Raw genomic sequence first — 13692 nt, 5'->3', positions numbered from 1 at the left:
CCGGCGCCCGGCCGCACTGCTTGACGCGGCCCCGGGCGTCCGGAAGTCGCCGGAGAGCCGGACTTCTCCCGGCCTGGGCCCGGACCCGCTGTGCGAGCCCAGGCCCAGCGCTGTTCCCGGGCGGTAGCCGACCCGGGCGAGAGGGGCGGAACGTCAGACGGCGAGGGTGCTGCCGTCGAACCGGCTCAGGGTGAACACCGCGTTCTCGAGGGTGACTTCCTTCGTCTCGCGCAGCACGCCGATGGCGATCTCCTCACCCAGCCGCACGGCCTCCGTGAAGTCGGTGCGCCAGTGCACACCGGCCATGTTGCGGCCCGTAGCGATGTTGGCGGCGACCTTGTTCAGCTCACCGCCGACCGTGAGCCGCCCGGCGTCCGGGCCGGTGTACGGCTCCAGGGCGGTGCCGTCGGTGCTGGGCACGACCGGATCGGCCAGGACATGCGACTCGTCGAACCACGCCTTCAGGATCGTCACGCACGCCCCCGCGACGGTGGCGTGCCCGGACCCGTACGAGGGATGGGTCGGGCTGCCCTCCGGGAACGCCTGCGGCAACAGGTAGCTGCCGTACTTCTCGAACACCCGCTTGACCGCGACGGAGTCCAGCACCTCACCGTCGATCGGGTACTCGCGCTGCCCGCGCAGCTGCTGGTGGACCCGCCCGCCGAACTCCTCCGGCCGCAACCGCCGGTGCACGTACCACTTCTGGAACCACGCCGCCTTCAGCGCCCGGGTGGCCACCTCGGTGACGAGCGAGAGGATGTGCGGCCTGCCGTACGTCCCGAAACCGATCTGGTTGCGCGAGAAGTTGTACGGATTGCCCGGATCCGCCGGCGCGTTCATGCCCAGCAGGATCAGAGCGGCGTTGAGATACGCCTCGTACAGAGCGTCGAAGTGCACGTAGTGCGCCAGGTCGCGCGGAGTCTGGATGTAGCGCCGCGTCGCAAGGTCCCGCTCGTCCTCCTCGGGTTCGGAGCCGTTCTGCACTTCCAGCCAGTCGCCCCAGGTGGTCAGGTGGTCGACCGGGCGGGCCAGGGTGTCCTGCCGCTGCGGGATCAGCAGCGTGCCGTACGGGATGTCCTTGAGCAGGAACTGCGAGAGGTACGGCCCCACCAGGTCGCCCCGAGTGCCGCCACGGAAGATGGTCTGCGCGGTGACCTGGCCGTTCTGCTTGGGAGCCCTGAAGTCCGACAGCCCGCTGAGCTCGGTGGCCGCCTCTGCGACCAGTTCACTGTCGCCGAACCGCGTGAACAGCACATCGCGGCACAGCGCCATCCAGTACAGCTCCACCGCCTCGGCGGAGTTCTCCGCGCTGTCGATGCGGGGTGCCGGCCGGACGGCGAGTGCCTGGCCGTCCGGGCCCTGGAGGTCGAAGGAGGCGCCGGCCTGCGGGTTGACCAGCTTTCGGGTGTCCCCGAGCGGGATCCGCTCGAAGTCCTCGTAGCTCCCGGTGGCCAGCGCACGGCGCAGCAGGTGGTAGGCGGTCGGGTCGACCTCGCCGAACTTGTTGTGCGGCAGCGCCTTGGAGTAGTTGGCCACGAACGGGTGGTCCGTTTCCTCCCCGTTGGCGCCGTGGACCGGCACGTGGCGCTGGAACTCGGCCTCGGCGGCCCGGACCCGTGCCTCGCGCGCGGCTGAACGACGATCGCTCATGTGAATCCCCCGTGTTCCCCGTGAGAGGTGCGAAGTGCACCACATCGCATGAGACATCCTGAGTCGCAGGGCGGTTGCGCAGAACACGGGCAATCGAGAAGATCTGCACATCCAAGAAGCAAGCCTCCGAAAAGAGCCAAAACGGAGACTCTAGTTCCGAGTGACCTGACCACGCAGGCCGGCGAACTGGAGCCGGCGATCCTCGGCCTGCCCGGCCTCCGCCACCCGCAACAAGACGGTCCGCCGACTCCGGCGGCGGACCAATAAGAAAGATCGAGGCTGGCGGGGCGGCGTCGTGGTCGGGCTCGGTGGAGGAGACACCTCGGTGCTCCCCGGACTCGTCCGGGGAGCACCGACATTTTTCTTGCTGGTGGCGGGGTCTTCCGGCGCCTTCTTCGAGGTGCGCCCGGCCGCGAGATTCGGCTGGTCAGAGCGTTCTGCGCCTTGCGGTAGCCAGTCTCATCCCGCAAACCCGCCGCGGGTGCCTCCAGCAGCCGCCGCCGCAGTGATCACTGGAAGGGGCAGCCGGGGTTCGGCGCATCCTCCGAGAACGGGGCGCCGTGCGGCAGGACGTAGAGCACGTCCAGGACGAGGGGCGTGTCACCCATGTTGCGGCCGATATGGACGTAGCCGGCTCCGGCCGGTTCCTGAATGGCGCTGCCTGTGGGGTACACGCCGTCGGAGGCGCAGGTGGAATCGAAGTGGCTGAGGGTGCCCTGCTTGACGATGCCGTACAGCGGACCGTCGTGGTAGTGCCAGCCTGTGCTCTGCCCGGGCGGGACGGTGATCTCCCGCAGGGTGTAGTCGGTGCCGTTCACGGTGGTCTGATGGATCACGCGGGCGGTGATCCCCGGTCCCGGAGGCGTGGCCTGGGCGGTGCCGCAGACCAGGACGGTGCCAGCGGTCACCACCCCTGTTGTGGCGATACGGAGAGCGTGGCGCATGCGGGGCCTCCTACAGGTACGAGAGCCGATACCGCCGTGAACATAAGCCTGGACAGGGCCTGTTGGGGCCGGAACCCGCTCATCCGCAGCCGACCTCGGACGGTGGCGCCTCATGAGGGAGGAGGATTGCCCGGTCCGTCACTCTGATCTGGTCGACCGCACCGCAGGACGTGGCACGGCTGTGGCACGGGGACTGCATGTTGTGGTGCGCGCACCGTGGACCGGTCTAGACAACAAAGAACCCCCGGGTCGCTGACCTGGGGGTTTTGCTTGGAGCGGGTGACGAGAATCGAACTCGCGCTCTCAGCTTGGGAAGCTGATGTTCTACCATTAAACTACACCCGCGTAAGACGTCGACCGGAGTCGGTGTCCCGATGCTCGCCCACTCTACCTCATCGCAGGCCCTCGCTGTTGAGAGCGGGGGCCTGAGCGCGTCTCAGGGGAGTGAACGAGGTGCAGGGCGCCGGAGTTGGGGCATACGGTAAGCGCGGGGGAGTGGGGGCGCCGTGAGATCGGGGAGCCCCCTGGAGAGCCGTCTCGTTGATCCCGTAATGTGGCTTTTGTCGTCAGGCGGCAAGGCCCGACGCGGCTCTGGGGAAGGGACTCTTGGACTTGATGGAGCGCACCGTCGTCCGTTGTGCCGATGGGCACGTGTTCAGCACCGCTTCGTTCCCGATGCAGAAGGCCGAGCGGCTCGGTCCCGGTCGGCTCATGAGGTGTCCGGGGTGTGCCCGGCTCCGCAGTGTGGTGCCGGTGCCGGTGCCGGTCGTGCTGGAGATGGAGAGGCGCTGAACGGCAGTCGTGCGGCCCGCCGCGCGGCAGTGGCCGGCCGGTAGCGGGTCCGGTGGGCCGTTGAGCGGCCGGCGGGTCCGTACAGGCTGACAGTGACCGTTCTGTAGCACGCCGTCGCAGTACGTGGTGGGCAGGCCGTGGCCGTCCGTAGTGAGCCGGTGGCCGGTTGGCCGGCTCAGGGACCGGCGGTGGTCCGGGCCCGCCGACGGGGCAGGCAGGCGGCGGCAGAGGTGGCGCAGCGCGTGGAGTCGTCCGGTTGTGGGCGCTCCGCGCGCCTTGCGTATCCTCGGTGCGTGCTTCTCTCAGACAAGGACATCCGGGCCGAGATCGACGCCGGCCGGGTGCGGATCGATCCCTTTGACGAATCCATGGTGCAGCCGTCGAGCATCGACGTGCGCCTCGACCGCTACTTCCGGGTGTTCGAGAACCACCGCTACCCCCACATCGACCCCTCCGTCGAGCAGCCCGACCTCACGCGGCTCGTCGAGCCGGAGGGCGACGAACCCTTCATCCTGCACCCCGGTGAGTTCGTGCTCGCCTCGACCTACGAGGTCATCACGCTCCCCGACGACCTCGCCTCCCGGCTCGAGGGAAAGAGCTCGCTCGGGCGGCTCGGGCTCGTCACCCACTCCACCGCCGGGTTCATCGACCCCGGGTTCTCCGGTCACGTCACGCTCGAACTGTCGAACCTCGCGACCCTGCCGATCAAGCTGTGGCCCGGCATGAAGATCGGCCAGCTGTGCATGTTCCGGCTCAGCTCGCCCGCGGAGGCGCCCTACGGCAGCGAGCGCTACGGGTCGCGCTACCAGGGACAGCGAGGGCCCACCGCCTCCCGGTCCTACCTCAATTTCCATCGGACCCAGGTGTGAGAGAAGCAGGCATGAGCGACGTACGAGAGAACCTCAGCTACGAGCAGTTCGGCGCGGCCGTCCGCGAGCTGGCGCAGACCATCGCCGACGACGGGTACGAGCCCGACATCGTGCTGTCCATCGCACGCGGCGGCGTCTTCGTCGCCGGTGGTCTCGCCTACGCGCTGGACTGCAAGAACATCCACCTGGTGAACGTCGAGTTCTACACGGGCGTGGGCACCACCCTGGAGATGCCCGTCATGCTCGCCCCCGTCCCGAACGCGATCGACTTCTCCGACAAGAAGGTCCTGATCACCGACGACGTCGCCGACACCGGCAAGACGCTCAAGCTGGTCCGTGACTTCTGCCTCGACACCGTCGCCGAGGTGCGCAGCGCCGTGATCTACGAGAAGTCGCAGTCGCTGGTGAAGTGCGAGTACGTCTGGAAGCGCACGGACGACTGGATCAACTTCCCGTGGAGCGTTTTGCCTCCGGTGAGCAAGTCGGGCGAGGCGCCGAAGGAGAACAAGGAAGCGCTCTGACCTGGTGACTCCGCTGCGGCACCCAGAGTGCCGCAGGCTGCCCTCAGTCCAGCCCCTTGCCGGGGCCGCTAGGGATCGTTCGTCAGCGTTGGTTGTCGCTGCTGAGCAGCCCCGCACGGCCCGCACCTTCCCCGAGCGGGGACTGCCGGCCGGGCAGGGCGGGCCTCAGGCGGGAATGAGGCCGTGGGGGTCGATGATGTACTTGAGGGGCACTCCCGTGTCGAAGGTCGCGTAGGCCTCGGGGGCCTCGTCGAGGCTGATCACCTTCGTGTTGAGCAGGGCGCTCAAGTAGGGCATGCGGTCCCACAGGATCGCCATCATCAGTTCGCGGTTGTACTGCATGACCGGTGCCTGCCCGGCGGTGATCCGCGGCGACTTGATCCAGGCCTTGCCGAAGTCGATCGGGTACGTTCCCTGTTGCTCGGCCTCCGACTTCGCGAGCGGGTCGGGGCCGTAGACGCCGATGACTCCGGTGGCTCCGCCCGCGCGGGTGGCGTCGATCACCTGGTTGATGGCGTAGGCCGGGTCCATGTCCTCGGCCTGGCTGCCGATGCCGTGTGCCTCGGTGCCGACGTAGTCGACTGCGCAGTCGACCCTGGGTTCGCCCAGGATGGCCTCGATCTGGTCGGTGAGCGCTGCGTCCTGGGTCAGGTCGATCGTCTCGCAGCCGTTCTGCTTCACCAGTTCCAGGCGGTCCTTGTTGTGGTCGCCGACGATGATGCAGGACGCCCCGAGGAGGCGCGCCGCTGCTGCGGCGCAGCGACCGACCGGGCCGGCGCCGGCGATGTAGACGGTCGAGCCCACCTTGGCACCGCCCTCCATGAGACCGTGGAACGCGGTGGGCAGGATGTCCGAGAGCACCGCCAGGTCACGGATCTTCGCCATGGCCTGGTCCTTGTCCGGGAACTTCAGGAGCTGGAAGTCGGCGTACGGGACGAACATGTACTCGGCCTGGCCACCGTCATAGTCGCCCAGGTTGAAGCCGTATGCTCCGCAGTCCACCTTGGGGTTGGTGGTCTCGCAGACGTCGGTCCGGCGCGCCCTGCAGTTGCGACATCGGCCGCAGGCGACGTTGAACGGGACGGAGACGAGGTCGCCCTCACTGAGGAACTCGACGTCGGGGCCGACCTCGATGACCTCTCCGGTGTTCTCGTGCCCCATCACCATTCCCTCGGGCACCGGGAAGGACCCGCGGTAGATGTGCAGGTCGCTACCGCAGATGTTGGTGGCGACGAGCCTGAGGATGGCGCCATGCGGGGCGCTTTTCCCGTTCGGCATCTGAAGTTTCGGGAAATCGCGGGACTCGACGCGCATGTCTTTCGGGGCATGGAAGACGACGGCGCGGTTGCTGCTTGCCATGACTATCTCCTCTGCTGATCCAGGGCGACTCGGCCGTGGAAGTGCCGGCAGTCATTTCGGTGGCTTTGCGACCTCGGCTTTTCCCAACGTAGGGCTGCCACCCGACGTACGCACGCCGGAAGCGGACCCCCTGTGCCCGCGTGCCATCGCACTGGTAGGCCGCAGTTGGCAGTCTGCGCGCCGGGTACGCCGCGAAGGCCTTCCAGCCAGGAGCTCCCGTATGGACCGTCCGCTCATCCCAGTGACGCTGCCCGAAGTCCCGCGGTGACTCGTCGGCCCGGCCGCTGTCCGGCCTCGCCTCTGCTGGTGACGGGCGCGATCCTCACGGTCGCGGGTGCCGCCCTCTACACGATGCGCCCCGAGCGGCCCGAGCCGTACGGTGCCCCGGCACGGGTGCTCGCCGTCGTTGCCGCCTGGTGGTGCGCCTCCCGCCAGGACTGGTCACAACCTGACACCGATGTGATCAGGCGCAGGGGTGGTGGGCAGACAGCGGCCCGCCTGGTGGATACGGTGTAAAGAACGCGTCAAAAGTGGCGCGCGGTGTGCCGGGAAGTCTGGTCGGCGTCCTGGGGGCAGTGTGTCCTCTCGTCGTCGACATACCGGAGGCCACTGCCATGGCCGGCACCCGCTCACCCTTCCTCGCTCTGCTGCCGCTGCCCGAACGGCAGGCGATCACCCGGGCCCTGCGTACCGAGACCGTCGGCGGCCTGGTCCTCCTCGGTGCGGCCGTCCTCGCGGTGATCTGGGCCAACAGCCCGTGGAGCGGGGCGTACGTGTCCGTGCGCGACTTCCACTTCGGGATACGGGCCCTGGGCCTGGACCTGTCGGTGGGGCACTGGACGGCCGATGGGCTGCTGGCTGTGTTCTTCCTCATCGCGGGGATCGAGCTGAAGCGCGAGCTGGTCGTGGGCGAACTGCGCACCCCGGCCACCGCCGCGCTGCCCGTGATCGCCGCGGTGTGCGGGATGGCGGCACCCGCAGTCCTCTACCTGGCCACCACGTGGGCGGGTGGCGGCAGCCGCGCGGGCTGGGCGGTCCCCATGGCCACGGACATCGCCGTCGCCGGGGGGCTCGTCATGGCCGCAGCCGGCCGCCTGTAACGCTCACCCCCGCCCCGGCACCGACAGGAACCCACGACGATGATCTGGCAGTGGATCGGCCTGGCCGTCTTCTCCCTCACCCTGCTGCCCGCCGGAGCGGCCATGGCCGCCGGCCGCGTACCGGCCCGCCTGCGCGCCAGGCTCACGCCCGTGCGCGTCCACGGCTGGGCCGTCCTCGCCCTATACGCCGTGGCACCCCTGAACGCGATCCCCCGCCTGGCCGGGGCTGCCCCGGAACTGAGCCTGGCCCTCACCGTCGCGGCGGGAATCGTCGCGGTCGCCGGAAGTCTTGTACTCGGCCTGGCCCGCCTCGCAACGCCCGGGAACGGCACCCCATGACACGGAAACTCCGCCTGCGTACTCCGCTCTCGGTCATCGCCTGGTGGGCAGCCCTGACCGGCAGCCTCTGGCTGGCGGGCACGGCTCTCGGACATCCCTCGCCGCTCACCGGATGCGCCGCGTCCGCCGCTCTCCTGGTGGCGGTGGGGGAAGCCGGTGACTGGCTGCGGCAACGCTGGACCGCACGACGAAACGGCCGCTCAGCGCCCTAACGCCCGCCTGCCTGTCCGCACCGGCACCGCCCACCCTTGGCCGGGGACCTCCTCACGGCGCTCAGCTGTCTCCGCCGTCGTCATCGTCGTCGAGGCCCGCCGTATCCGGGTCGCGCAGCGGGCGGAGGCCCGCCGCCGGCCGGGGTGGAGGCGGTGAAGCTGTAGCCGCCAGGGACGTTGCGAGCCGCGCGATGACGTCTTCGGCCGTTCCGCCCTAGCCCTCGCCCTGGGTGCGACAAGGCCCCCGGTGGACGGTGGTCCCAGCCGGGGGCCCTCGTGTGGGCCGGCGCCGATCGCGCGGCGCGTCGTGGCGTCTAGAACGTGCCCAGCTTCACGATCGACAGCAACGCCACCAGCTGGATCGCGCTCGCGCCCAGTGCCTTCGGCCACGGCAGGTCGTGGGAGCGGCTGACCATCAGGGTCAGCAACGCGCCGGCGGCGACCCAGGTGGCCCAGCCGAGCAGCTGGACGAAGCCGGCGTCGCCGCCCAGGAACATGGCGACGAGCAGGCGCGGCGCGTCCGTGATGGACATGATCAGCATGGAGAGGCCGACCGTGGGCTGCCAGGCGCCGTCGCCGCCGAGCTGGCGGGCCAGGGTGTGGGTGACCACGCCGAGGACGAACGCGCTGAGCACCATCGCCACGGCGGTGATGAGCACGATCGGGACCGCGTTGGAGAGGGTCGCGTTGATGGCGTCCTCGCGGGCGCCGTCGAACCCGAACACGGCGATCAGGCCGTAGAGGAACGTCACGATCAGGGCGGGGCCCCACATCGTGTAGTCGCGCATCCGCAGGAAGGTCTGCCGGGGGGACAGCACGATCCCGCGCAGCAGGTCCTTCCAGTGCAGGCGGGGGCCGACCGGGGCGTCCGGGGCCGAGCCCGCGCGGTAGGTGCCGCCCTGGTTGTAGGGGTCCTCGCCGACCGCGAAGGCCTGGGTGTGCCCCGGGTTGTTGGCGGCGTACGGGTCGGGGCCGCCGTGCGCGTGCGCGCCGTCGCCGAAGTACTCCGGCTGGCCGTGGCCGCCGTGGCCGCCGCCGTTCACCGGAGGCCACTGGCCGCCCGCGGACCCGCCGCCCCCGTACTGCGGTTGCTGCTGCGGGTACGGCTGCGGCGCCGGGGGATAGCCGTACGACGGGCCCTGGGGGGCCTGCTGCCCGTACGGGGGTTGTTGCGGTCGCGCTTGCGGGGCGCGGTCGTCCCGGCCGCCGCGTCCGATCCTGAATCCAGCCACGTAATCGAACGTACCTGGTCCCGCAGAGTGACGTGCCCGGGCCCGGTGTCCCGGCCGGGGTTTGCGGCCGAGCTGTGACATCCCCTAAGGGACGTCAGGGGCGGGTCCGGGGTGGGTGCGGGCGGTGCGGCGGGCGCGGGGCGGTGCCCGCCGAACGGGGGACGGGCGGTTTCGGGGCGCCGTCGCGAGGCCCCGCCGTCGTGCGGGGGGCAGGATGGGGGCATGAGCGTAGTGAAGATCAACGTACTGACCGTGCCCGCCGAGCAGCGGGAGGTCCTGGAGCAGCGGTTCGCCTCCCGGGCGCACACCGTGGAGAACTCCGACGGCTTCGAGTGGTTCGAGCTCCTCCGCCCGGTCGAGGGGACGGACACCTACCTCGTCTACACCCGCTGGCGGGACGAGGAGTCGTTCCAGGCCTGGATGGAGGGGCCCATGAAGGCCGCACACCAGGGCGGCGGCGGTGACGGCGCCCAGGGCGCCCAGGGCGGCGAGGGCGGCGGGCAGGGCGGCGAGCGGCCCCGCCCCGCGGCCACCGGGTCGACCCTGTGGTCGTTCGAGGTGGTGCAGCAGGCGGCTCCCAAGGGCCGGAAGAGCGCGTAGCCGGCGGGGCCCGCGGCCGGCCCGCCCTCCGGAGCGCCGTGGGAACGGCCGGCGCCCCCTGCCCGGGCGGGCAGGGGGCGCCGGTTCGGTCGGACGGGGCCCGGCGGGCCGGTTACTTCACCGGCTCCGGCTCGGGCGCGCTCTCGGCCTCCGCCTCGCCCGCCGGGTCGGCCGGCGTCCTGACGGAGTCGAGCAGCAGCTGGGCGACGTCCACGACCTGGACGGACTCCTTGGCCTTGCCCTCGTTCTTCTTGCCGTTGACCGAGTCGGTCAGCATGACCAGGCAGAACGGGCAGGCGGTGGAGACGATGTCCGGGTTCAGGGAGAGGGCCTCGTCGACGCGCTCGTTGTTGATGCGCTTGCCGATCCGCTCCTCCATCCACATCCGCGCGCCGCCGGCGCCGCAGCAGAAGCCCCGCTCCTTGTGGCGGTGCATCTCCTCGTTGCGCAGGCCGGGGACCTTGCCGATGATCTCGCGCGGGGGCGTGTAGATCTTGTTGTGGCGGCCCAGGTAGCACGGGTCGTGGTAGGTGATGATGCCCTCGACCGGGGTCACCGGGACCAGCTTGCCCTCGTCCACCAGGTGCTGCAGCAGTTGCGTGTGGTGGATGACCTCGTAGTCGCCGCCGAGCTGCGGGTACTCGTTGCCGATCGTGTTGAGGCAGTGCGGGCAGGTCGCGACGATCTTCTTCGCGGACTGCGGCTTCTTCGTGGCCGGGTCGTCGTCGTCCTCGCCGAAGGCCATGTTCAGCGCGGCGACGTTCTCCATGCCGAGCTCCTGGAAGAGGGGCTCGTTGCCGAGGCGGCGGGCGGAGTCACCGGTGCACTTCTCGTCGCCGCCCATGATCGCGAACTTCACGCCGGCGATGTGGAGCAGCTCGGCGAAGGCCTTCGTGGTCTTCTTGGCGCGGTCCTCGAGGGCGCCGGCGCAGCCGACCCAGTACAGGTACTCGACCTCGGTGAGGTCCTCGATGTCCCTGCCGACGACCGGGACCTCGAAGTCGACCTCCTTGGTCCACTCCAGGCGCTGCTTCTTCGCCAGGCCCCAGGGGTTGCCCTTCTTCTCCAGGTTCTTGAGCATCGTGCCCGCCTCCGAGGGGAAGCTGGACTCGATCATCACCTGGTAGCGGCGCATGTCGACGATGTGGTCGACGTGCTCGATGTCCACCGGGCACTGCTCGACGCAGGCGCCGCAGGTGGTGCAGGACCACAGGACGTCCGGGTCGATGACGCCGTTCTCCTCGGCGGTGCCGACGAGCGGGCGCTCGGCCTCGGCCAGCGCGGACGCCGGGACGTCCTTCAGCTGCTCCTCGGACGCCTTCTCCTCGCCCTCCATCGTCTTGCCGCCGCCGGCCAGCAGGTAGGGGGCCTTGGCGTGCGCGTGGTCGCGCAGCGACATGATCAGCAGCTTCGGGGAGAGCGGCTTGCCGGTGTTCCAGGCGGGGCACTGCGACTGGCAGCGGCCGCACTCGGTGCAGGTGGAGAAGTCGAGCAGGCCCTTCCAGGAGAACTGCTCGACCTGGGAGACGCCGAAGACGTCGTCGTCGCCCGGGTCGGTGAAGTCGATGGGCTTGCCGCCGCTGGTCATCGCGGGCAGGGCGCCGAGGGCGGTCGAACCGGTGGCGTTGCGCTTGAACCAGATGTTCGGGAAGGCCAGGAAGCGGTGCCAGGCCACACCCATGTTGGTGTTCAGGCTCACCGTGATCATCCAGATCATGGTGGTGCCCAGCTTGATCATGGCGAACAGGTAGGTGAGGTTCTGCAGCGCGCCGAGGCTGAGCCCCTTGAAGGCCAGGACCAGCGGGTACGAGGCGAAGTACGCGGCCTCGTAGTGGTCGACGTGGTGCAGCGCGCCCTCGAGACCGCGCAGCACCATGATCGCCAGACCGATGGTGAAGATGACGTACTCGACGAAGTACGCCTGGCCCATCTTGGAGCCCGCGAAGCGGGACTTGCGGCCGGGCCGGGACGGCAGGCTCAGCAGGCGGATCACCATCAGGGTGACGATGCCGAGCGTGGTCATGGTGCCGATGAACTCGATGTAGAGCTCGTACGGCAGGAAGCCGCCGAGGACCGGCAGCGTCCAGTCGGCCTGGAAGAGCTGGCCGTAGGCGTTGATGATCGTCGGCGGCAGCGTCAGGAAGCCGATGGCCACGAACCAGTGGGCGACGCCCACGATTCCCCACCGGTTCATGCGCGTGTGGCCGAGGAACTCCCGCACCAGGGTCACGCTGCGCTGGTAGGGGTTGTCGGTCCGGCTGCCGGCGGGCACGGGCTGGCCCAGCCGGAAGTACCGGACGAACTGGCCGATGGCGCGTGCGAGCAGAGCAACGCCGACCACGGTCAGGACCAGCGACACGATGATCGCGGCGAGTTGCATGGGGGCTCCTCGGGCCTGCGAGGGTTCTCGAGACGAGTCTGATGAGGTCTGATGGAGATCGAGCGGAGATTACTAAGCGGTAACTTATGCAGTCCGTTCGAGACTACCCCCATCCTCCGCCGCAATGTAGCCGCCCGGTCGGTGATCTGCGTCGCTGAGGGGTGCCTGACCTGCCGGGGGTGCGCCCCGCGTGGACCCGGCGGGGACCGCCCGGGGACGACGCCACGCCCGTCGCGACGTGTCATTCATCGCAAATCGTGACATTCGCCTTAGCGTAAATTCGTGCTCTACGGGATCGCCACCGCCATCGTCTCCCTCCTCCTCGCCGCCTCGCTCGCGGCGCTGCTGCGGGTGCCCGCGCTGCGGCTGGGCCTCCTCGACCGGCGCCGCGCCCGGCCCGTACCGCTGCTCGGCGGAGTGGCCGTGGTGGCGAGCACCTGCGCCGTCGCCGCGGCGGGCGACTGGACGGGCGTCGCGCCGCTCGGGCACGGGGTCGCCCGACTGCTCGCCGCCGGCGCCGGGGTCGCCGTCCTCGGGCTGGTCGCGGACGTGTGGCGGCTCAAGACGTCGTTCCTGCTCCTCGGCACGGCCGTCGCGGCGGCGTTCGTGGTGCCGTACGGCGAGACGGGGGTGCCCGCCGGGATCCTCGCCGTGCTCTGGATCGCCTGCGTGGCCGCCGCCTTCCGGGGGCTCGACCACACCGACGGCCTCGCCGGCACGGTGGGCGTGCTCACCGCCTTCGGCGCGGGCGCCTGCGCCGCGGCCGAGGTGATGGACGACGTGGCGGTGCTGCTGAGCGTGCTGGCCGCCGCCCTCACCGGCTTCCTGATGCACAACTGGCATCCGGCCCGGACGACGTTCGGGGCCTGCGGCACGCTCTTCACCGGGTTCGTGGTCGCCTCGGCGGCCGTGCTCGCCCGCACCGGGTACGGCCTGCTGTCCACCGCCTCCGTGCTCTTCCCGCTCACCGCCGTCGCCGCGGCCGACGCCCTGCTCGTGGTGCTGTCCCGGCGGCTGGCCGGGCGCCCGGTGGTGCGCCGCGGCCCCGACCATCTCGCGCACCGGCTGCGCCGGCTCGGGCTGACCCCGCCGGGCGCCACCGTCCTGACCGGCGTCGGCACCTTCGCCGCGGTGCTCGTCGGGGTACTCGTGCACGTCGGCTGGGTGTCGCGCACGAGTGCGCTGTGGGTGGCCGGGGTGAGTCTGGTGGCCGTGCTGGGGCTGCTGCGGGTCCCCGTGTACGGCCGGCGGCAGGGCGACGGCACGGGGACGGTGCGGCGGCCGGCCGACGGGCCGGGCACGGGGATCCGCCGTCCGGGTGATGCGTACGCGACCGGCCGCCGCGCGGCCGACGGACCGGGCGCGCTCCGCCGCCCGGGTGATCCGTACGCGATCGCCCGCCGTGCGGCCGACGGTCCTGGGGCCGACGGTCACGCGACCGGGCGGCGCCCCGCCGATCCGTACGGGACCGGCCGGCGTGCGGCGGACGCCGTGGAGCGGCGCGACGGCGACCCGCACGGCACCCGGCCCCCCTCGGACGGGAGGCCGCGGCCGCCGCAGCAGACGAGATCACCGCAGGTCGACACGCCGTTGCGTGTAAGGAACGGATAAGTCTTGAGCCGAGTCGGCTCAGGTCTGTTGACCCAGCGCGGGCCCTCAGGCACACTTGAGTCCGTTCCACTCAAGTCAGCTGG

The 13692-nt window shown here is 70.4% G+C and carries 11 protein-coding genes, 1 tRNA gene and 1 pseudogene; 7 read left to right on the top strand and 6 right to left on the bottom strand.

Translation table 11 applies throughout. The features are described 5' to 3' along the window. Positions 1-153: 153 nt before the first annotated feature. The 3 genes from ABZ920_RS15870 to ABZ920_RS15860 form a co-directional block, all read right to left on the bottom strand. Positions 154-1650 carry a vanadium-dependent haloperoxidase gene (locus ABZ920_RS15870; RefSeq protein ID WP_361504174.1) on the bottom strand — a complete coding sequence of 499 codons (1497 nt, stop codon included), beginning with the start codon at positions 1648-1650 and terminating at the stop codon, positions 154-156. Positions 1651-2159: 509 nt separating this feature from the next. After that, entirely contained in the window at positions 2160-2594 is a 435-nt protein-coding gene (locus ABZ920_RS15865; protein ID WP_361504172.1) for a cupin domain-containing protein, read from the bottom strand. 271 nt (positions 2595-2865) lie between these two features. Next, positions 2866-2939 (bottom strand) — tRNA-Gly (locus ABZ920_RS15860). Positions 2940-3679: 740 nt separating this feature from the next. On the opposite strand from ABZ920_RS15860, the gene dcd reads away from it, so the two are divergent. Both dcd and ABZ920_RS15850 read left to right on the top strand, forming a co-directional pair. Continuing rightward, positions 3680-4255 carry a dCTP deaminase gene (gene dcd / locus ABZ920_RS15855; RefSeq protein WP_361504169.1) on the top strand — a complete coding sequence of 192 codons (576 nt, stop codon included), beginning with the start codon at positions 3680-3682 and terminating at the stop codon, positions 4253-4255. 11 nt (positions 4256-4266) lie between these two features. Then, a complete protein-coding gene (locus ABZ920_RS15850) occupies positions 4267-4776 on the top strand; it encodes a phosphoribosyltransferase (RefSeq protein ID WP_361504166.1) in 510 nt (169 codons plus the stop codon). A 165-nt stretch (positions 4777-4941) separates the two neighbouring features. On the opposite strand, the gene ABZ920_RS15845 is transcribed toward ABZ920_RS15850, so the two are convergent. Continuing rightward, positions 4942-6135, bottom strand: a complete 1194-nt coding sequence (locus tag ABZ920_RS15845; protein ID WP_361504163.1) for an alcohol dehydrogenase catalytic domain-containing protein — start codon at positions 6133-6135, stop codon at positions 4942-4944. Between the two features lie 306 nt (positions 6136-6441). Between ABZ920_RS15845 and ABZ920_RS15840 the strand changes: the two genes are divergently transcribed. The 3 genes and pseudogenes from ABZ920_RS15840 to ABZ920_RS15830 all read left to right on the top strand — a co-directional run bounded on the left by ABZ920_RS15840 (position 6442) and on the right by ABZ920_RS15830 (position 7574). Continuing rightward, positions 6442-6651, top strand: a complete 210-nt coding sequence (locus ABZ920_RS15840; RefSeq protein WP_361504160.1) for a hypothetical protein — start codon at positions 6442-6444, stop codon at positions 6649-6651. Positions 6652-6749: 98 nt separating this feature from the next. After that, a pseudogene (locus ABZ920_RS15835) lies at positions 6750-7211 on the top strand (Na+/H+ antiporter NhaA); the annotation flags it as partial. A 63-nt stretch (positions 7212-7274) separates the two neighbouring features. Then, positions 7275-7574, top strand: coding sequence for a hypothetical protein (locus ABZ920_RS15830; protein WP_361504157.1), 300 nt, complete (start codon positions 7275-7277; stop codon positions 7572-7574). 526 nt (positions 7575-8100) lie between these two features. Here the strand turns inward: ABZ920_RS15830 and ABZ920_RS15825 are convergent. Next, a complete protein-coding gene (locus ABZ920_RS15825; RefSeq protein WP_361504154.1) occupies positions 8101-9099 on the bottom strand; it encodes a Yip1 family protein in 999 nt (332 codons plus the stop codon). Between the two features lie 141 nt (positions 9100-9240). On the opposite strand from ABZ920_RS15825, the gene ABZ920_RS15820 reads away from it, so the two are divergent. Next, a complete protein-coding gene (locus tag ABZ920_RS15820) occupies positions 9241-9618 on the top strand; it encodes an antibiotic biosynthesis monooxygenase (protein WP_361504151.1) in 378 nt (125 codons plus the stop codon). A gap of 112 nt (positions 9619-9730) precedes the next feature. Here ABZ920_RS15820 and ABZ920_RS15815 read toward each other — a convergent pair whose 3' ends face one another. Continuing rightward, positions 9731-11998 (bottom strand): (Fe-S)-binding protein, encoded by a 2268-nt coding sequence (locus ABZ920_RS15815; protein WP_361504148.1) that lies wholly within the window; start codon positions 11996-11998, stop codon positions 9731-9733. A 282-nt stretch (positions 11999-12280) separates the two neighbouring features. On the opposite strand from ABZ920_RS15815, the gene ABZ920_RS15810 reads away from it, so the two are divergent. Continuing rightward, positions 12281-13609, top strand: a complete 1329-nt coding sequence (locus ABZ920_RS15810; protein WP_361504145.1) for an undecaprenyl/decaprenyl-phosphate alpha-N-acetylglucosaminyl 1-phosphate transferase — start codon at positions 12281-12283, stop codon at positions 13607-13609. Positions 13610-13692: the final 83 nt, after the last annotated feature.

This window comes from Streptomyces sp. NPDC046831 (assembly GCF_040645305.1).
Taxonomy (GTDB): domain Bacteria; phylum Actinomycetota; class Actinomycetes; order Streptomycetales; family Streptomycetaceae; genus Streptomyces.
Note: the sequence above shows the minus strand (reverse complement) of the source record. Positions and strands in the feature narration are given on the sequence as shown.